Source organism: Kangiella sp. M94, assembly GCF_054926195.1.
Genome location: NZ_CM142903.1, coordinates 1,776,126 through 1,796,482, shown reverse-complemented (window position 1 = coordinate 1,796,482; position 20,357 = coordinate 1,776,126). Strand labels below are relative to the sequence as shown.

General features: G+C 43.6%; 19 protein-coding genes. 17 read left to right on the top strand and 2 right to left on the bottom strand.

Annotated features, from left to right (window positions below; genetic code table 11):
- Window positions 1–4: 4 nt before the first annotated feature.
- From tolA to der, 16 genes are all read left to right on the top strand, one after another.
- Entirely contained in the window at window positions 5–895 is an 891-nt protein-coding gene (gene tolA, locus ACYTXU_RS08255) for a cell envelope integrity protein TolA (protein WP_462206191.1), read from the top strand.
- A 3-nt stretch (window positions 896–898) separates the two neighbouring features.
- Window positions 899–2,263, top strand: coding sequence for a Tol-Pal system beta propeller repeat protein TolB (gene tolB / locus ACYTXU_RS08250; protein WP_462206190.1), 1,365 nt, complete (start codon window positions 899–901; stop codon window positions 2,261–2,263).
- Window positions 2,264–2,298: 35 nt separating this feature from the next.
- Window positions 2,299–2,817 carry a peptidoglycan-associated lipoprotein Pal gene (pal, locus tag ACYTXU_RS08245; RefSeq protein WP_462206188.1) on the top strand — a complete coding sequence of 173 codons (519 nt, stop codon included), beginning with the start codon at window positions 2,299–2,301 and terminating at the stop codon, window positions 2,815–2,817.
- Window positions 2,817–3,548, top strand: a complete 732-nt coding sequence (gene ybgF / locus ACYTXU_RS08240; protein WP_462206187.1) for a tol-pal system protein YbgF — start codon at window positions 2,817–2,819, stop codon at window positions 3,546–3,548. The genes pal and ybgF overlap by 1 nt, the downstream gene beginning before the upstream one ends.
- Window positions 3,549–3,652: 104 nt before the next feature.
- Complete coding sequence (queE, locus tag ACYTXU_RS08235) at window positions 3,653–4,294, top strand: 7-carboxy-7-deazaguanine synthase QueE (RefSeq protein WP_462206186.1); 642 nt, start codon at window positions 3,653–3,655, stop codon at window positions 4,292–4,294.
- A 687-nt stretch (window positions 4,295–4,981) separates the two neighbouring features.
- Window positions 4,982–5,656, top strand: a complete 675-nt coding sequence (queC, locus tag ACYTXU_RS08230) for a 7-cyano-7-deazaguanine synthase QueC (protein WP_462206185.1) — start codon at window positions 4,982–4,984, stop codon at window positions 5,654–5,656.
- Window positions 5,657–5,943: 287 nt separating this feature from the next.
- Window positions 5,944–6,918, top strand: a complete 975-nt coding sequence (locus ACYTXU_RS08225; RefSeq protein WP_462206184.1) for a BsuPI-related putative proteinase inhibitor — start codon at window positions 5,944–5,946, stop codon at window positions 6,916–6,918.
- A gap of 194 nt (window positions 6,919–7,112) precedes the next feature.
- Window positions 7,113–7,544 carry a nucleoside-diphosphate kinase gene (gene ndk, locus ACYTXU_RS08220; RefSeq protein ID WP_462206182.1) on the top strand — a complete coding sequence of 144 codons (432 nt, stop codon included), beginning with the start codon at window positions 7,113–7,115 and terminating at the stop codon, window positions 7,542–7,544.
- A 232-nt stretch (window positions 7,545–7,776) separates the two neighbouring features.
- Window positions 7,777–8,901 (top strand): dual-specificity RNA methyltransferase RlmN, encoded by a 1,125-nt coding sequence (gene rlmN, locus ACYTXU_RS08215; RefSeq protein WP_462206181.1) that lies wholly within the window; start codon window positions 7,777–7,779, stop codon window positions 8,899–8,901.
- 136 nt (window positions 8,902–9,037) lie between these two features.
- Complete coding sequence (gene pilW / locus ACYTXU_RS08210; RefSeq protein WP_462206179.1) at window positions 9,038–9,829, top strand: type IV pilus biogenesis/stability protein PilW; 792 nt, start codon at window positions 9,038–9,040, stop codon at window positions 9,827–9,829.
- A 3-nt stretch (window positions 9,830–9,832) separates the two neighbouring features.
- The gene (locus ACYTXU_RS08205) at window positions 9,833–10,741 is read left to right on the top strand and encodes a RodZ domain-containing protein (protein ID WP_462206178.1); all 909 of its coding nucleotides are present in this window, start codon (window positions 9,833–9,835) and stop codon (window positions 10,739–10,741) included.
- 47 nt (window positions 10,742–10,788) lie between these two features.
- Window positions 10,789–11,928, top strand: a complete 1,140-nt coding sequence (ispG, locus tag ACYTXU_RS08200) for a flavodoxin-dependent (E)-4-hydroxy-3-methylbut-2-enyl-diphosphate synthase (protein ID WP_462206176.1) — start codon at window positions 10,789–10,791, stop codon at window positions 11,926–11,928.
- Window positions 11,929–12,056: 128 nt separating this feature from the next.
- Entirely contained in the window at window positions 12,057–13,328 is a 1,272-nt protein-coding gene (gene hisS / locus ACYTXU_RS08195) for a histidine--tRNA ligase (protein WP_462206175.1), read from the top strand.
- A gap of 76 nt (window positions 13,329–13,404) precedes the next feature.
- Window positions 13,405–14,028 (top strand): YfgM family protein, encoded by a 624-nt coding sequence (locus ACYTXU_RS08190; RefSeq protein WP_462206173.1) that lies wholly within the window; start codon window positions 13,405–13,407, stop codon window positions 14,026–14,028.
- A 25-nt stretch (window positions 14,029–14,053) separates the two neighbouring features.
- Complete coding sequence (gene bamB, locus ACYTXU_RS08185) at window positions 14,054–15,220, top strand: outer membrane protein assembly factor BamB (RefSeq protein ID WP_462206172.1); 1,167 nt, start codon at window positions 14,054–14,056, stop codon at window positions 15,218–15,220.
- 5 nt (window positions 15,221–15,225) lie between these two features.
- Entirely contained in the window at window positions 15,226–16,629 is a 1,404-nt protein-coding gene (gene der / locus ACYTXU_RS08180) for a ribosome biogenesis GTPase Der (protein ID WP_462206171.1), read from the top strand.
- A gap of 5 nt (window positions 16,630–16,634) precedes the next feature.
- Here der and ACYTXU_RS08175 read toward each other — a convergent pair whose 3' ends face one another.
- Window positions 16,635–17,402, bottom strand: a complete 768-nt coding sequence (locus tag ACYTXU_RS08175; protein WP_462206170.1) for a hypothetical protein — start codon at window positions 17,400–17,402, stop codon at window positions 16,635–16,637.
- Window positions 17,402–18,769: an exodeoxyribonuclease VII large subunit gene (xseA, locus tag ACYTXU_RS08170; protein WP_462206169.1), complete on the bottom strand. Its 1,368-nt coding sequence runs from the start codon at window positions 18,767–18,769 to the stop codon at window positions 17,402–17,404. The genes ACYTXU_RS08175 and xseA overlap by 1 nt, the downstream gene beginning before the upstream one ends.
- 111 nt (window positions 18,770–18,880) lie before the next feature.
- Here xseA and guaB point away from each other — a divergent pair, with 111 nt between their 5' ends.
- Window positions 18,881–20,344 carry an IMP dehydrogenase gene (gene guaB, locus ACYTXU_RS08165; protein WP_462206167.1) on the top strand — a complete coding sequence of 488 codons (1,464 nt, stop codon included), beginning with the start codon at window positions 18,881–18,883 and terminating at the stop codon, window positions 20,342–20,344.
- Window positions 20,345–20,357 lie beyond the last annotated feature (13 nt).

Sequence of the window (20,357 nt, the reverse complement as noted above, 5' to 3'; positions counted from 1 at the left end):
ATTCGTGTCAGACAAAAAAAACATTGTCCCAATCATATTATCAATAGTGGTCCATGTGATCGTTATTGGATTATTGGTGTTCAATTTTGCCTGGGATGATGAAGTTGATGTTAAACACGAATATGTGGACGCCCCCATTAATGCCAAAATAGTTACAGCCAAAGAATTGCCAAAACCTGACGCTAATGCCATCAAGAAGCAACAGGAAGCTGAGAAAAAACGCTTGGAAGAAGAACGCAAAAAACAGCTAGCGAAAGAGCAGGAACAAAAACGTCTTGAAGCTGAAAAACAACGTCAGCAGCAAGAAAAGCTTGAGCAGCAACAGTTAGAAGAAGAGAAAAAGAAGCAACTAGCGGCTGAAAAGCAGAAAAAGCTTGAAGAAGAGAAAAAACAGAAAGAGTTGGAAGAGCAGCGACAAAAAGAGGCGGAAGAAAAGAAACGCCTCGAAGAAGATCAGCGCAAAAAAGCAGAAGCCGAGCGTAAGCGTAAAGAAGCTGAAGCTGAGCAAAAGCGCAAAGAAGAAGAGCTCAGAAAACTGGAAGAAGAAATGGCTGCTATGGATGACGAGTTCTTCGAAGCGCAGCGCGATACCGTGCGACGAGGACAGAAAGAGTCCGAAATAAACAAATTGAAAATTCTTATAAGAGCCAAGATCATGAGGAACTGGTATTACCCAGCCACAGACGGCTCTTGTAAAATCCAAATCACAGTAGGACCGGGAGGAATTGTGTTAGAGACCAAACCATCGTTAGATGGGGATAAGGCTTATTGTGATACTGGCGAAGCAGCAATAAAGCGTGCTGAGCCATTACCATTTTCTGATGATCCTGAAGTTATGAGTGAAATTCGAGATATAGGAATAACATTTGATTTAAAAGCAAAAAATGAAGGCTAAAGCATGAGACATATTTTAAAAACGATAGTAATTATCAGCATCAGCCTTATGGCTTTGGCCACTAAGGCTGAAATTCAAATTTATATTACGGAAGGGCGCTCTGACGCACGTCCCATAGCAGTTGTCCCTTTTAAGTTTGAGTCTGAATCTGCAGTGCAGGGACAACCTCCGTTTGATTTTGCGAAAATAATAGCGGATGACCTGCGTCGTAGCGGTAAATTTAATCCAACTGAAATATCAAAATTACCTCAACATCCTTACTCTATTGACCAGGTGAACCTTGAACAGTGGCGTGAACTGGGTGTTGATGGCGTAGTCTATGGTACCGTCAGCCAAACAGCTTCTGGCAACTATATGGTGTCATACGACTTGATCGACCCTTATAACGACAAGGCCATTTTCAGCGCTGATATTGAGGATGGCAGTTATCCTTTGATTCCAACCTCATCCCACTTAATGGTCTTGAAAACAAAAGTGGTTGATAACGATAATTTCCGTTGGGGTGCTCATATTGCCGCGGATGAAATTTATGAGGCTTTAACTGGTGAGCGAGGGGCTTTTGCTACGCAAATTGCCTATGTCGAAGTTAATCGAAGTAATCCCAGACCACATCAGCTATTTGTCGCCGATAGTGATGGCTTTAATGCCAAGCGAATTTTTGCATCAAGAAGTCCGATCATGTCACCAACCTGGTCGCCGGATGCATCTCAATTAAGTTATGTGACTTTTGAGAATGGCCGTTCGGAAATTGTGATACAGGATATCGCATCAGGACAACGAGAAATTGTGGCTAGTTATAAAGGTTTCAACAGTGCTCCTGCCTGGTCACCAGATGGTTCCAAAATGGTTGTAGTTTTGTCAAAAGATGGAAATCCCGAACTCTATTTGTTGAATTTAACCACCAGAAAACTTGAAAGACTTACCCGACATTATGCGATTGATACCGAACCATCGTGGGCTCCAGACGGAAAAAGTTTGATCTTTACCTCAGATCGTGGAGGTAGACCACAAATTTATCGTATTACACTTGCAGATAAGAAGGTAGACAGGGTAACCTTTGAGGGTATACACAATGCAGGTGCGGAGTTTGCACCGGATGGTAAAAGCATCGTTATGGTTCATCAAACCAACAGTGCATACCATATCGCAGCTCAGGATTTAGCTACTGGTCAATTAACGGTTTTAACAAAAACCACACTGGACGAGTCGCTTTCAATTGCACCCAACGGCAGTATGATTATTTTTTCAACTGTTGATGGCGGGCAAAAAGTTCTTAGCGCGGTTTCAATGGATGGACGTTTTAAAGCAAGGCTACCAGCGACTGTTGGGGAAGTTAAAGCACCAGCATGGTCGCCTTTTATTTTATAAGTTAATAACAGTGACAACAATCCCGGAGGATAACAATGAAACGTTCGGTTCAATTACTACTAGCTCTTACAGCTGCTTTGACGTTGGCTGCATGTAGCACTACAAAGCCAGAAGAAGAGCAAGTTGATACAACAGCGCAGGAAGATGCCGCAGCACAAGCTGAAGCTGATGCCTTAGCTCGTCAACGTGCCGCTGAAGAAGCTGAAAGACAACGTATTGCTGCTTTATTAGATAACAATGTCATTTACTTTGACTTTGATGATGACTCTATTCGTAGTGAATATGTAGAAGTTCTTGAAGCTCATGCTAAATACATCCAAAGCAGTGGTAAAAGTGTTGTTCTAGAAGGTCACGCTGATGAGCGCGGCACTCCAGAATACAACTTAGCATTGGGTGAGCGTCGTGCAAAATCTGTTGCTCAATTGTTTAGAACTTATGGTGTTTCAGATTCAAGCATTGAAGTGATTAGCTTTGGTGAAGAAGCTCCTGCTAATCCTGCTCATAACGAAGCAGCATGGCAAGAAAATCGTCGTGTAGAGATTAAATATCAGTAATGAAAAAAAGTGTATTTAATCTATTAGGTGCAACATTACTCACGGCTTCGGCTGTGAGTAATGGCGCTGCGCCGGTTGTTGACGCCAGAGATATTTCTGCAGTACAACAGCAGCAAACCAGCCAACAAAGCCAGGTCATGGCTGAACTGGTAATGCAAGTGAATCAACTTCAGCAAGAAGTTCGCCAACTTCGAGGGCAGGTTGAGCAACAAGATTATCGAATCAAGCAACTCACACAGCAGCAACGTGAGCTGTATCTGGATCTTGATCGTCGATTGCAGGGTGGTGCCACCTTGTCTACCTCTGAAACTGAAGAGTTGAGTTCCGATGCCGGTGGGCAAACAAGAACAAGCTCAAGTAATCAGGCTCAAGAGGCATACAACCAAGCCTTCTCTTTATTTAACGAGCAACAATACCCGCAAGCAAAAACCGCATTTAAAGACTTTGTCCGTAATTATGCCAAAGATCCCTTAGCATCCAATGCACACTATCTGTTAGGTCAGTTGCATTTCAGCGACAAAGAATATGCAGAAGCCGAGAGCCAATTCAAAGCAGTATATGAGCAGTTTCCTGATACCAACATCAAGGATAAAGCTATGCTCAAACTTGCTCAGGTTCAGGAGCTGAAAGGCGATAAAGCCGCAGCTAAGGCAACCTACCAGCAAGTCAGCAAACTATTTCCGAATACCACTGCTGGCCGACTGGCGAAAGCTAAGCTCGATACCCTATAAGATCATCAAATAATCGCTAAAAGCTGTCTTTAAAGGCAGCTTTTGCTACAATCCGCGCATATTTTCATCATTTCCGCCTTGAGCCCCTGTTTTGAGCTTACTCTATGAGTAAATTACGTATCACCGAGATCTTCCATTCGCTACAAGGCGAAAGTCTCACCGTTGGCGTGCCAACGGTATTTGTTCGCCTGACCGGTTGTCCCCTTCGCTGTGTCTACTGCGATACGGACTATGCCTTTGGTGGCGGAGAATGGATGACCTTTGAAGAAATCCTGGCACAAATCAAACAATATGGCTGTGACCATGTCTGTATCACTGGTGGTGAGCCATTAGCGCAAAAACGTGTGTTCGACTTCTTTAAATTATTGTGTGATGAAGGCTTTAAAGTTTCAACGGAAACTGGTGGGGCGCATGATCTCAGCCCAGTTGATTCACGCGTAATGATAGTCATGGATCTGAAAACCCCAGACTCACAAGAAATGGCACGTAATTTATACTCAAATATTGCATTGCTAAAGCCAACCGACCAGGTCAAATTCGTCATCTGTAGCCGTAAAGACTACGAATGGTGCAAAATGACCGTCGAGCAATACGACATAACCAGCAAATGCGAAGTCCTATTCTCACCCAGCTATGGGCAGGTTGAATATGCCGACTTAGCTGAGTGGATATTGAAAGACCGATTAAAGGTAAGAATGCAGGTGCAGTTGCATAAAGTCATCTGGGGTGAGCGCACAGGCGTCTAATTGGAAGGGCTAAAATACTCATCTGCTTTGTTATTCAATCTGTATAAATCAGTCACTTATCTTCAGTAAGCTCCTTCTTTATACAGATTGAATGCCGCGCATAGTGAGCATTTTCGCTCCTTCCAATGATAATATGGTAAAGCAGAAGAGTTCCTAAGGTGTAAAGCAGGGTAAGATTGATATGAGTTTTAGTTTTAGCTGCTTATGAATTTGATAAACTCTGTTATGGCTCACAGGCAGGCACCAAAAACCCCCTTTTGATTGAGCTGAGCAGTAGCCAAGACATAGCAATTCAAAACAGGAAGTTTTGAATAGTAAAATTCGGGCCACGGAAGGAACGTATTTTACGGCACCCAAGGGGGCAGACCCTGCGTTAAGTGGCTTGGCGGAGACGAAGGTAGTTGAGCAAAGCGAAACCTCAATCACGGGGTGGTCTTCTTTTATGAAGTACATCCCTGTACTTCACCTTGCAGGCTAGCTCCGCTATTCAAAATCGTTCCAGACGATTTTGTGGTTACTTAAAGCAAGACAAATTTGTCAGGAACAAATTTGAACAGCGGAGTGAAACGACGCTGGCTTTAGCGGAATACAGGATGTATTCCGTAAAAGTAACTCGCCGAGGGGCGAAACTCAAAGCGTGAAACAATATTTCGTAAATGTAGATTCCAGTATTAGTTGATAAATAGTATGAACAAACGAGCAGTAGTATTACTTTCAGGTGGTTTAGACTCAACGACAGCTTTAGCGATTGCTAAATCGCATGGCTATGACTGCTATGCCATGAGTTTTAATTATGGTCAGCGCAGCCTGGCTGAACTCAATGCTGCTAAACAAGTTGCTCTATCAATGGATGCCAAGGAGCATATCGTTGTTAATCTCGATATGAGTCAAATTGGCGGCTCTGCTTTAACAGACCATTCCATTGATGTACCCACTGAAGGGTTGGAAGAGGGCATTCCTGTCACTTATGTTCCTGCTCGCAACACCGTATTTTTATCGATTGCCCTGGGCTGGGCTGAAGTTCTGAAGGCTGATCATATTTTTATCGGCGTCAATGCCGTGGACTATTCCGGCTACCCTGATTGCCGTCCTGAGTTTATTAAAGCATTTGAAACAATGGCTAATCTAGCCACTAAAGCTGGCGTTGAAGGGCAAAAGCTCACCATCGAAGCACCACTTATCAATCTCACCAAAGCTCAAATCATTGCTGAAGGCATGAAGCTCGGTGTCGATTACAGCCAAACCGTTTCCTGCTACAAGGCTACTGATGATGGCAAAGCTTGTGGTGTTTGTGACTCTTGCCGATTGCGTAAGCAAGGATTTGAAAGCCAGGGTTTTACTGATCCAACGCGTTACATTTAACTATACACTTGCCGTGGCTGTCATCAGACAGTCACATTACCGACAAAGATCTTTCAAGCAAAATTCACCGCAGTTTCACACCCTAAGTCATATCTGGTTTGTCACAAATTATTCATTGTTTTACAGCTTGATGAAAAGCATCGCCAACTTCCTGAAAACAAATAACTATTTGATAATTATAAAAATAACTGATTCGAAGTCTTAGTTTTATTCATTTGTTCATGTTCCTATTCTGCGCACAATTGAATCGTCTTTACCCACCATTCAATTGTTAAAGGAGTAATATTATGAACACACAAAACAACATGATTAATTTATTGTTCGCGACTTCAATTATGGCCGTTAGCGCCACTAAAGCCAGTGAAGTGGACAGCTTTAATGACTATAAAGAATTCACTTCAAATTATGAGCAAAGTAAAACAATTGCTCTGTCGGATCGCTTCGGTTCGCAATGGAAGCAAGTCAGCAACTACCTCGGAAAGGAGGCGATGTGGCTTAAAACTTCAGCAAACTCCATTTCAACCCTGTCGCAACATGGCAATCCAGTTAAACTGATCAACTTTAATGACGGTATTGGCACAAACTATAGTGTTGATCTCGATACATGCACCCAGTCGGCAACTATCGCTGCAAAAAGTCAGTCGATAACCACTTTGGCTGCAACTTTTGATTCAGTAGTGCGCGTAGACTTCAATGGTTATTGCAACGACGCAGGTCTTATATCAGCCTGGTTTTCACATGATGTCGGACTTATTAAGTGGACTGAGCAAACGATTGCCGATGTGGTGGATTATGAACTTGAGTATGCTAAGCTGGCTGGCATGAATTATCCTGCATATGAAGGCATTGAGGTTTCAGCAAACTTTCCTGCTGAACCCATAATGCTCAACGAAACTGATAGAGTCGAGGCTTACATAACTCTAAGCAATCAGACTTCCGAGCCAATTGAGCTGACTTTTAATAGCGGCCAGCTGTTTGATATTTACCTGTACGATAGTAACGATCAGCTCGTTAACCAGTGGTCAAACGGCCGTATGTTCACTCAAGCCTTCCAGACTATCATTCTTGAACCGGGTCAAAATAAGCGCTTTGGCGACAGCCTGGAACTTAAGGATATGTCTGGTAATAAACTGGATATTGGCTCTTACAGGCTAAAAATTGAAGTTAAAACATCCACCAAAGCCTCCGGCGAGTTGTTCCAGCTCATTCCCTTTGAGGCTGAGGGCCAATTGAGTCTCGATAGTAAGATGAGTCACTATTAGACTCAAAAGCCAGTTAAATCAACCCGGGCGCATTGCCCAAATAATAGACATTCAGTATAATGCGCGCGATTTTAAGGGGTTAGTCCGAGGTTAAATGACCGAGTACTAGCCCCTTATCCTTTTATCTTGAATCCTTAATGTGATGCTGACTTATAGCTGAGGAAGCATTTGACTGAATTTTGATGGAGTCCGAAATGGCTATCGAACGTACTTTTTCTATCGTAAAACCTGACGCAGTTGCAAAAAATGTTATTGGCGAAATCTACAGCCGTTTCGAGCGCGCTGGTCTTCGCATCGTTGCAGCAAAAATGATCCACCTTTCTCGTGAAAAAGCCGAAGGCTTCTACGCAGAACACAAAGAGCGTCCTTTCTTCGGTGCATTGGTTGACTTCATGACTTCTGGTCCAGTAATGGTACAAGTCCTAGAAGGCGAAAACGCAATTAAAGCAAACCGTGAAATCATGGGTGCTACCAACCCAGCTGAAGCGCTTCGCGGTACAATCCGTGCGGACTACGCTGTTTCTGTAGACGAAAATGCTGCTCACGGTTCTGATAGCCCTGAGTCTGCTGAGCGTGAGATCGGTTATTTCTTTAGTGCGGATGAGATTTGCCCTCGCACTCGTTAAAAACGGTTGTTTTGTTCAATTTCTTTGTTGCCTGATTGATTTTCATGCTCAACGACAAAGAAATGACTAAGACGAATATAAAAAGGGATGATTCATTCATCCCTTTTTTAATAAGTGATTTTTTGTTTATGAGGGTGCTTTTGCTATTCGTAGCAATTGCGCATAAAATGTACAAAATTTGATTGTAGCTATCCTCTTTATATAGCTATTAATCGTGTAAAGGTGTCCTGTAATGAGTAATGAAAAAACTAATCTACTCAACCTGACGCGCGATGAGATGGTCGAGTTCTTCGTTGAACTTGGTGAAAAGCCATTCCGTGCCCAGCAGGTTATGAAGTGGGTTCATCAATTCGGTGTTGAAGACTTCGACGAAATGACCAATATCAGCAAAGTGTGCCGTGAGCGCTTGAAAGACATTGCTGAAATTAAAGGTCCTGAAGTGCTCAGCGTTCAAGAATCCAAAGACGGTACTGTGAAATGGGCTTTGAAAATCCCGGGCGGTCAGGCTGTGGAAATGGTTTTTATTCCCGAACGTCATCGCGGTACCTTGTGTGTCTCTTCCCAAGTGGGCTGTGCGTTAGAGTGTACTTTCTGCTCTACCGGCTACCAAGGCTTTAACCGAAACCTGACAACTGCTGAAATCATCGGCCAGGTCTGGCTGGCAGCCCGCTATCTGCATGGCAAGCATAAAAGTGATGAGCGAGTAGTCACAAATGTTGTAATGATGGGTATGGGCGAGCCTTTGGCAAACTTTGATCCGGTCGTTAAATCCATGCAGCTTATGATGGATGATCTGGCTTATGGCCTATCAAAGCGTCGTGTGACCTTAAGTACTTCAGGGATGGTACCGCAATTGGATCGTTTGATTGATCAAGTGGATGTTGCACTAGCTATTTCGCTACATGCTCCAAACGATGCTTTGCGTGATGTGTTAGTGCCTATCAATAAGAAATATCCCATTAAAGAATTAATGGCCAGTGTACATCGTTATCTGGATCGTTCTAATGCCGCTCGTAAGGCGACCATAGAATATGTCATGCTCAAAGATGTGAATGACACCTTGCAGCATGCAAAAGAACTGGCAGAGCTTTTGAAGAATACCCCCTGCAAAATCAACCTGATTCCATTTAACCCTTTCCCGCAGTCGGGTTACCAGACATCTACTCAGGAAGCGATTGATTTATTTAGTGATTATTTGATTAAGAAAGGTTATGTTGTGGTAACCAGGCGCACTCGAGGTGACGATATTGATGCCGCTTGTGGGCAGCTTGCCGGTAAGATTAATGACAAGACTAAACGTCAAGAGCGTCGTCAGGAGTATAAGAAAGACATTGTAGTTGAAAACGTGGCACTTTAATTACTCCATGATTGTGAACTAAAGTGCCCTGATTTATGTCCAACTAGCTGATTTATTAAGATAATATGTTTTGACATTAAACGTTATGTGAAAACTCTACAATAAATAGTGATAAAAAATTGATAGGAAGTAAGCAATGATAAAGTATGCCAAGTGGTTTCTGGTATTTTCAACGCTAACATTGGTTGGGTGTCAAACCACGACTACAGAATCTACCCAGTCAGCAGCAAAAGACGGCGCTGTCCAAAGAACGAAATATGAACCAAAAGAAGCAGCCGCTAAACGATTATCTTTAGGCTTACAGTACCTTCAAGCTGGCCATATGGAATGGGCTAAACAAAACTTACTTAAAGCTTATGAGCACGATCCGGATATGCCTGATGTACTTTATGGTCTGGCTTACTACTATCAAACGGTATATGAATACGATACAGCCGAAGACTATTATAAAAGAGCCATCAAAGAATCTCCCAGAAATGCGGACTATCTCAATGCTTACGGTGTCTTTTTATGTGATTCTCGCAAAGAGTACGATGCTGGCATTCGCTATTTCCTAAAAGCAGTTGAGCAACCGAACTATACTGCCGTTGGAGGGGCTTACGAAAATGCTGGCTTCTGCGCGATAAGAGCAGAGAAGTATGAACTTGCAAAACAGTATTTCGAGAAAGCTATATCGTTTAACCCCGCTTTAGCGCGCTCTTTATATGGTATGGCTGAAGTTAATTATGAAATAGGTGAGTATCGTTTAGCCGAGGCTTATATGTTTCGGTTTGAGGCGAAAGCAAAACCGACTGCTAAGTCTTTATTGCTGGGTTATAAAATAGCAAAAAAACTACAGGCACGTAGTAATATGCGAGGATATGGAGAGAAACTAATGAAGCTTTATCCGACATCTGATGAGGCTCAAGAATACATTACTCTAAGATAATTAATGTCAGAAACTGATCAAACTCCAGAAAACGATATCCAATTCAGCCCAGGCAGCTTGTTAAAGCAGGCTAGAGAGAGGGCCGGTATCTCTATTGACGATGTGTCTCAGAAGTTGAAGTTGACACGTCAAACAATAATTTCGATCGAAAGCGATGATTACTCACCAGATCTCCCTGTCACCTTTTACAGGGGCTACTTAAGAAATTATGCCGAATTATTAAATGTGGACGATGACGATATCGTTGAAAACTTCGATAACTATTGTAAGCGCAGTAATTTATTCACCAGTCCTGAGCATTCCTTAGCTACCATTGAGTTGGAAAAGCCTTTAACATCAGGTAATTGGATGGTCAAAGTAGTAACCACTCTTATCGTTCTGGTGTTGGCCTTTAGTATTTATTACCTGTTGGTTGAAAAGAAGGTCTGGCAACAATTTACTTCCTCTATAACAGCCTCATCTGAAGAAGAGACTATTCTGCCTATGGGGCAAAGTGAAGAAGTGGCTCAGATAGCAATTGAAGAATCTACTGAATTATCTACTGATACCCCTCCGCAGGAGCAATCTACGCCAGCTTTAGACGATAGTGAGCTTTTATCGGAATCATTGGAGGTTGAAGAGGCTGCACCAGCAAATGCGGCAGCAGAGACGGCTACTAACGCGGCTGGAGCAAGTGGTGAGCTTGTCTTGGTTTTTTCTGATGATTGCTGGGTAAGAATCACAGATGCCAATGGCAAGGTGTTGGCGTTAGGTATAAAAAAGGGCGGGACTTCAATGAGTTTATCGGGTCCAACTCCTATTCAGCTAACACTTGGCAAGCCATCTGCTGTACAATTATCCTATCAAAATGAACCTATTGATTTGTCGAGTTATCCTGATACTCGGGCAGCTCGATTAACTCTTGGCGACTGATACTCAGTATTTTGCCAATAGACTCAATAACCTATGTATAAAGTATTATGAACGGTCAATCTTGGATTAGCCGACGCAAATCGCGTCAGATTATGGTGGGTAATGTGCCAGTGGGCGGTGATGCGCCTATTGCGGTACAAAGCATGACCAATACAGAAACCTGTGATGTAGACGCGACTGTTGCTCAGATTCGTGCTCTGGCAGATACCGGTGCTGATATTGTTCGTGTTTCTGTGCCCACTATGAAAGCTGCCGAAGCTTTTAAACTTATTAAACAACAGTCTCCAGTGCCTTTAGTCGCCGATATTCATTTTGATTATCGAATTGCTTTGAAGGTAGCTGAGTATGGCGTCGACTGCTTAAGAATTAACCCTGGCAACATTGGCTCAGAAGAGCGGGTTAAAGCAGTTGTTGAGGCGGCTAGAGCGCGTAATATTCCGATTCGTATTGGTGTCAACGCTGGTTCTCTTGAGAAAGATCTGCAGGAAAAGTATGGAGAGCCTACGCCAGAAGCTCTGGTAGAGTCGGCGTATCGTCATATTGAGATGCTGGAGCGCCATAATTTTAAGGATTATAAAATTAGCCTGAAAGCATCGGATGTTTTCATGACGGTTACCGCTTATCGTATTTTAGCGAAAGAAATTGATAATCCACTTCACCTGGGAATTACCGAGGCCGGTAGTTTTCGCACGGGTGCTGTAAAGTCAGCAGTAGGCTTGGGAATGTTACTGGCAGAAGGGATTGGCGATACTATACGTGTCTCCTTAGCAGCTGACCCTGTTCAGGAAGTTAAAGTTGGTTACGATATCCTGAAAAGCCTAGGCTTGCGTCAGCGTGGTATCAACTTAATTGCCTGTCCATCTTGTTCACGTCAGCAATTTGATGTGATTAAAACGGTTAATGAGCTTGAGCAGCGCCTGGAAGATGTCAATGAGCACATTGATGTGGCTGTGATTGGCTGCGTGGTCAATGGTCCTGGCGAAGCTAAAGAAGTTTCGATTGGTCTGACCGGCGGCTTCAAAAAAAGCATGTTGTACGAGAATGGTGAGAAGAGCCATAAGGTCGCTAATGAAGATTTGGTTGATGAGCTCGAAGCACAAATTCGACGCAAGTTAGCTGAGAAGCGTGAGAAAACGCAAGAAATCACCAAAGGAGCTGAGCAGGTTCCTGTCACTCAGGTCAGATAGTCCGATCATCAGCAAAGCGAAACAGACTCAAAGATGAGTTTTGGCGGAAAAAGCTACTGTTTTTCGCCAAATTCGCTATAATCTCGCACTTTCAATTCAATTAAACAATCGACGGAACAAGGTTAGTTTTGGCGGAAAAAATACAAGCAATCCGTGGCATGAATGATATCTTGCCGGATTCGACACCACATTGGCAAAAATTAGAGTCGGTTTTGAGAGAGCTGATGGCCTCTTATGGCTATACTGAAATTCGTATGCCAATTGTTGAAAAGACTCAACTTTTCAAGCGCTCTATTGGTGAAGTGACTGATATTGTTGAAAAAGAGATGTATACCTTTGAAGACCGCAATGGCGATAGTTTAACCTTGCGTCCAGAGGGCACGGCCAGCTGTGTGCGAGCAGGGGTTGAGCACGGTTTGCTTTATAACCAAGAGCAGCGCCTATGGTACATGGGGCCAATGTTTCGCCATGAAAGACCGCAAAAGGGCCGTTATCGCCAGTTTCATCAATTAGGTGTGGAAACTTTTGGCGTCGGCACGCCTGATGTGGATGCAGAACTGATTTTAATGACCGCTCGGCTATGGAAAAAGATTGGTATTCATGACACTGTCCATCTTGAAATTAACTCGTTAGGCTCAAATGAAGCTCGGACTGAGTATCGGGATAAATTGGTTGCGTATTTACAGCCTATTAAAGACCAGCTGGATGAAGACAGTCAACGTCGCCTGGAAACAAATCCTTTGCGAATTCTTGACAGTAAAAATCCGGAAGTGCAAAAACTGGTTAAAGATGCGCCAAAGCTGAGTGACCATTTAGATGAAGAGTCAAAGCAGCACTTTAAGCGTCTTTGCCAGATTTTGGATACTAACAATATTCCGTATCGCGTTAATACTAATTTGGTTCGTGGTTTAGACTACTACAACCGTACAGTTTTTGAGTGGGTGACCGACAAGTTAGGCGCGCAAGGTACGATTTGTGCCGGTGGCCGTTATGACGGCTTGACGGAACAATTAGGCGGTCATGCTACACCAGCCAGTGGCTTTGCCATGGGGTTAGAACGTATTGTCGCTCTCATTCAAGAGATGGCGGCTGAAGAAGTCACCATTGCTGATGTGTATCTGGTTGCTTTAGGCGACCATGCCGAGTTGAGCGCTATGCAATTGGCAGAGCAGTTACGCGAGCTATGGCCAAACATTCGGACTCGAATGAACTGTGGTGCGGGAAATTTCAAAAAGCAGTTTAAGCGGGCAGATAAAAGCGGTGCTAAAATTGCGCTAGTCATCGGCGAGCAGGAAGTACAGGATGGCACGGTTGGGGTTAAATACTTAAGAGAACATAAAGAGCAGGTGGTGGTATCGCAGCGCGATATTTGCCAGTTGCTTGATCAGTACTTGGTCTAGTTAAAAGTGCTGGGTATAAAAGATCTTTGGTAAAAAGAGTTATTACAAATTAAATCGATTATTGAGGAGGCCGGTAGTGGCTTACGAAACAGAAGAACAACAGGTCGAAGCGATAAAACAGTTTTGGAAGGAAAACGGTGCTGCCATTATTTTAGGGGCCGTGATTGGTTTTGGTGCTTTGTTCGGTTGGAATTACTATCAGGAGTACCAAGAAAAGCAAGGCGGAATGGCCTCAATGGCTTATTCTGAAGTCTTATCTTTGTCTGAAACCGCTGATTCAGCTGCCTTGGCTGATAAAGTTGAAGGGGTGAAAACTGAGCATTCAGCATCAAGTTATGCCTCGCTTGCAGTACTGACATTTGCTGAGCAGTTGGTTAATGATGATAAATTTGCTGAAGCTGCGGAACAATTGAAGTGGGTTGTTGACCAATCTAACGACACTTTTGAGTCTATCGCCCAGTTGCGTTTAGCCCGTGTGCAGTTGCAACTTGAACAATATGGTGATGCCATAGCGACGGCTGAGACTATTGATGAACAAGCCTACCGTGCAAATGCATTATTGATTAAAGCTGAAGCTTTAATTGCACAGGATAAAACAGAAGAAGCAAAAAGTGTCTTAATTGAAGCTCGTGATGCAGGAGATGGGGCGGTTAACCCGTTACTTCAGATGCGTTTAAGCGAGTTTGGCATTGATAAATAATAGATACTTATAACGGGATATGTTTATGATTTCTGGTTGGACACAACGATTATTCGCTTTATTGATTGCGCTAAGCTTCTTAGCTGCTTGCTCCGATGAAGTGGTCAACCCGCCGAAAGAACTGGATGATATTGACGAGAAATTTTCTGTTGAATCACAGTGGGTTGAAGTTATTGGAGATGGTGATGGGAGTAAGTTCAACAGTCTATCCCCAGCTTTGTGGGAAGATAAAATCATCACTGCTGATGTAAAAGGTCTGGTCACAGCTTTTGATATTAAAAGCGGAGAGGTGCTATGGGAAAATCAGTTAAACCAGCCGCTTTCTGGTGGTGTTACCGCTAATGCGGGTTTGGTTGCCATCGGTACAAAAAATGCTCAGGTTCACGTGTTGGATGTTAAAGACGGTAAGAAGTTATGGCATGTTAACGTTACAACTGAGGTTTTAGCAAAGCCAGCTATCAGCGATGGCCGACTCGTTGTACGCACGCCTGATGGTCGTATCTTTGCCTATTCGCTGGCCACTCAAAAGCAGGAATGGTTCTATGATCGAATTATTCCCAACCTGACATTACGCGGTACATCGGCCCCCGTAGCTACCAGCGGTGTTGTTATAACTGGTTTTGCCAACGGTAAAATGGCTGCCTTTAATTTGCGATCAGGCGATATGCTTTGGGAGCAGAGGATATCAGCTCCGCGTGGCGGCTCTGAGATTTCAAGAATCGTTGATGTCGACTCTACTCCAGTAGTTTATTCTAATTATTTATACACTGCCGGCTTTAATGGATTTGCCATCGCTTTGGATTTAACCAATGGTCGTTTTTTATGGCGCAAAGAAGCTTCAGTGACGCAAGAGCTTTTAGTGGATGCGACACGCGTTTATATGGTCGATACCAGCGGTACAGTTATTGCTCTTGACCGTCTTACCGGTGAAGAGGTCTGGACTCAGGAAGGGCTGCTCTACCGTAAGTTAACCGGGGCGGCAGACAACGAAGACTATATTATCGTGGGTGACTTTGAGGGTTACTTGCATTGGTTAGATAAAAGCACTGGTGAATTTGTTGCTAGGACACACTTAGATCGGTATGGCGTGGCTCATACACCGATAGTGACCGAGGATAAAATCATCGCAACAAGCCGCTATGGTTATCTCTATTCTTTGAGTAACCCGCTGGCAACAGCTTCTGAAGAGTAACATTCATGCTACCAGTAATCGCTCTCGTTGGTCGCCCCAACGTTGGTAAGTCAACATTATTTAATCGATTAACAAAATCGCGCGATGCACTGGTAGCTAACCTGCCTGGTCTAACTCGTGACCGTCAATATGGGCAAGCCACCTTAAAAGGACAAAAGTTTATTGTCGTTGATACCGGAGGTATCGCTGGCGATGAAGAGGGTATTGATGGCTTGATGGCTGGTCAGTCATTGCAGGCTATCAACGAAGCCAATATTGTTCTGTTTCTAGTTGATGCCAGAACCGGTATGACAGCCGCCGATGAGTTTGTTGCTGACCATTTAAGGCGTCAGAACAAGCCTATCATCGTACTGGTCAATAAAGTAGATGGTATTCATGCCGAGGCAGCCCTGTCAGATTATTACAGCCTTGGTTATCAAACCGTACTGCCCCTAGCAGCCGCTCATGGTCGAGGTGTTAACACATTAGTCGATACGATTTTTGATGAGCTTCATCTGGAGTCTAGTGATGAAGAGGAGCTGGTTGGCTATGAAAAAGCCCAGGGAATCAAGCTAGCTATTGTTGGTCGTCCGAATGTGGGTAAATCTACTTTGGTTAACCGCTTTTTGGGTGAAGAACGTGTCGTGGTTTATGACTTGCCCGGTACAACTCGCGACAGTATCTATATTGAAATGGAGCGGCGTGAAAAAAAGTACACCCTGATCGATACGGCTGGAGTCAGGCGTCGTGGCAAAGTTAAAGAAACCGTCGAAAAATTTTCAGTCCTAAAAACCTTGCAGGCGATTGATGACTCAAACGTATCAATAATGGTGATGGATGCGCGTGAGCCGATTACTGATCAGGATTTAAGCCTGATTAGTTATATTATCGACTCAGGCCGCTCAATGGTCATTGCGATCAATAAATGGGATGGCATGACCGAAGAGCAACGCGATAACGTCAAACATGAAATTGATCGCCGCTTAGGATTTATTGATTTTGCACGAATTCACTTTATTTCTGCGTTACATGGCTCAAACGTTGGACATCTTTGGGAGTCTGTAGACGAAGCTTGGGCCAGTGCTCAAGTGGAAATGAGTGCTTCGAAATTGACGCGCTTGCTTGAAGAAGCCAGCGAAAAGCATCAACCTCCTACTGTTCGTGGTCGTCGCGTTAAATTACGCTACGCACATCCGGGTGGCCATAACCCACCTTTGATTGTGATTCACGGTAATCAGTGCAGTAAACTTCCTGAAAGCTATAAACGTTTCTTGATCAACTTTTTCCGTGACAAATTGAAACTGATCGGCACCCCGATTCGATTAGAGCTGAAAGAGGGTGATAATCCGTTTAAAGGTAAGAAAAACGAAATCACACGCCGTCAACGCCTAAAGCGTAAGCGCGCAATTAAAAAGTTTAGTAAGAAGTAGAGCCGTTAAAGTTTATATATAGAAATATATTTACCGGCATTTCCAGGGCTTTCGAATAGAATCTGAAGTTGGTGTTTCTTTCCGCAAGCTACTATTTCCCATTGCTCTCCCAAATTTCCAGTAATAGTTAACTTGGAGGCTTGTTCTTTTTGCCAAACCCTACCACTGCCAGTTGTATTCACAGAGGTGATTTTATAATTTTGGCAAGAGTAATTTTGGACTAGAAAATTGTACATCCCGCTTCTTACTTCCGGCCATATTTGATTGGGGTAATCTTTTTCATATTGCTCAAAAATTGAGTGGAACGATGTACTTGAGGGTAATGGTTCTCCTTTGGGATGATTAGCTGGTATTCCCTGGCTTTTATCATCGTAAGTAACAACTTTTCCGTACATCTGAAAAAGATGAAAGCATCCACCTTCTCCATTACTTCTGGCGGTTAATTCATAAAAGTAGTTTGGTTTTGTGGTGATGGTTTGGTTGCCGTGATATTTTTCCCCGTCTTTGCCGATGCAGTAATAGTCGATTTCGTGACTACCTGGTAATATCTCAAATGTTACTGTGTCATCAAGTATTTCTTTGTTGTTGAATGAAACCAAGTACACCTTCCGTTTCGGCAATGTATTAGATTTATTAACTTGAAAGTAGGAAACTTGAACTCGATCTAAGTAATTTCCATCATACAGCTTGGTGTAATATTGCGGTTCAGAGCTTGCTGATACACAAGAAGATATTATAAATATAAATATTAAACTTACTAAGATTTTATACATCACATATCCTTTTGAGATTTTAGTATTTGGCTAATGACCTTACCATCTTTGAATTTTGTTGTGATGGTTTTACACTTTTTTGCCTGTTTTACTGACACTATAGCCTTACCCACTTCATCCTCTGTAATAGTATAACCACGCTCAAGTGTTGCTAATGGACTGATATTATTCAGCTTTTGTGCCTTTAGCGCCAACATCTGTTGTTTCTGTTTCAGTAGATACTTCCATGATTGCACTAAGCTTTTATTAGTCTGCTGTAATGAGGTTTTAGCCTGGCTAAGTTGCAGCTTAGGGTTGTAGCTACGTAGCCGAGAATTCAAGTCTTTATATTCAGCTTGTTTGCTCTGTAACAAATATTTTTGCGCGCCTAATAAGCTTTTGTTGAGTGACTGCAACTCAACTTTATAGCTGTTGAGTTGTTGCTTTGGATGAATAATGCGAGCAATTAGCGTATCAAGCTTGGATTGAGCGACCTGTAGTTGATGTTCAAACTCGCCTGATAAGCGGCGTTCAAGCTGCACCAGCTTATGTAGAAGCTCGCTTTGGTCAGGAACCAGCAACTCTGCTGCGGCAGAAGGTGTCGGCGCTCTTAAGTCGGCGACCCAGTCGCTGATTGAGGTATCAACCTCATGACCAACTGCAGAAACGACCGGTATACGACTGTCGCGGATTTTTCGAGCCAGAGTTTCATCATTAAAGCACCACATGTCTTCCAATGAGCCGCCACCACGTGTTACTAGCAGCACATCACACTGGTCATGCTGGTTAGCGATCTCCAATTGCTCTATAAGACTTTTTGCAGCTTTTTCACCTTGAACCTGACTCGGATAAATAATCACAGGAATTTGTGGCATGCGGCGCTTGAGTACGCTTAAGACGTCTCGGATAGCCGCGCCGCTGGGGGAGGTGATGATACCAATCTTTTTAGGATGCTTTGGAATAGGACGTTTAAGTTCTGGGGCAAACAATCCTTCAGCCTGCAGTTTTTCTTTGAGGCGATTGAAAGCAATTTGCAGTGCCCCTTCGCCTGCTGGCTCAATATATTCACCGATTAGCTGAATATCGCCACGCGGTTCGTATAAGCTCAGCTTGGCTCGTAGCAAAACCTGCTGACCATCTTCTGGTGTAAAGCGGGCACTGCGGTTACGGTTCTTGAAAATGGCACAGCGAAGCTGAGCGCCATTATCTTTAAGCGTGAAGTACCAGTGTCCAGAGGCCGGAAGGGCAAGGTTTGATATTTCTCCGGTAATCCATACTTGGCCAATCACATCCTCTAGTTGTTTACGAACTTTGAACGCCAATTCGCTCACAGAGTAAATTTTGCGGGTTTCGCCTGTTTTTTGTGGCTCAAGAATGGGTTTAATCATAGATAAATCGAATTAAATAGTTATTTACCTTGCAATGGCTAAAGCGTTATAATAACGCGCTTCATCAAGCCAGTGCCTTCCGCATTGGCGGAATAATACGTGGAACACAATATGCGCATTATAGAGGAAGCTCTTACCTTTGACGACGTTTTATTAGTGCCGGCACACTCCAACATTTTGCCTGCTGACGCAGACCTGCGCACTAAGATTACCAGCGAGTATACCCTCAACATCCCCCTTGTTTCTGCTGCAATGGACACGGTCACTGAATCGCGTTTAGCTATTGCGTTGGCGCAGGAAGGCGGTATGGGCTTTATTCACAAGAACATGACTATAGAGCAACAAGCCGAGCATGTTCGTCGCGTTAAAAAATTCGAGAGCGGAATTGTCAGCGATCCAATTACTATCACTCCAGATATCACCATCGGCCAAGTTAAACAAATGACTCGTGAGCATGGTATTTCAGGTATGCCGGTAGTTGATGGCAATCAATTAGTTGGTATTGTGACGAACCGCGATATTCGATTTGAAACCAATCTTGATAAGCCTGTATCGAAAGTCATGACGCCCAAAGAGCGTTTAGTGACTGTTAAAGAAGAAGCTAGCCAAGAAGAAATTTACGACAAGCTGCATGAATTTCGAATTGAAAAGTTGTTAGTGGTAAACGATAACTTTGAATTGAAAGGCCTGATCACAGTTAAAGACATTAACAATGCTGAGACTAAGCCTAACGCCTGTAAAGATCGCTATGGCCACTTGCGAGTGGGCGCCGCGGTTGGAACTGGTACTGAAACGCCGGATCGCGTTGCTGCGATTGTTGCCGCTGGGGTCGACATTATTTTAGTGGATACATCGCATGGTCATTCGCAAGGTGTATTAGACCGTATCAAGTGGATTAAACAAAACTACCCAGACAAACAAGTGATGGGTGGTAATGTTGCTACTGCTGCAGGTGCTCGCGCTTTGGTTGATGCTGGGGCGGATGGTGTCAAAGTAGGGATTGGCCCAGGCTCAATCTGTACAACGCGTATCGTAACCGGTGTTGGCGTTCCACAAATCTCAGCGGTATCCAGCGTTGCAAAAGAGCTTAAAGGTTCTGGTATCCCATTCATTGCCGATGGTGGAATTCGCTTCTCCGGCGATATTTGTAAAGCTATAGCCGCTGGCGCTTATAGCGTTATGGTTGGTTCAATGCTTGCCGGAACTGAAGAAGCTCCGGGCGAAGTTGAGTTATTCCAGGGGCGTTCATACAAGTCTTATCGTGGTATGGGCTCATTAGGCGCCATGTCGCAAAAGCAGGGCTCAAGTGACCGTTATTTCCAGAGCTCAAACGCTGCTGATAAATTGGTTCCAGAAGGTATCGAAGGTCGTGTTCCTTATAAAGGTTCAATGACTCAGATTATTCATCAGATGATGGGTGGCTTACGTTCAAGTATGGGCTTAACCGGTTGTTCAACCATTGAAGAAATGCAGAACAAGGCGGAGTTTGTACGGGTAACTAATGCTGGCATGAACGAGAGTCATGTGCACGATGTTGCTATTACAAAAGAAGCGCCAAACTATCGCGTGAAATAATCGTCATTAAGCT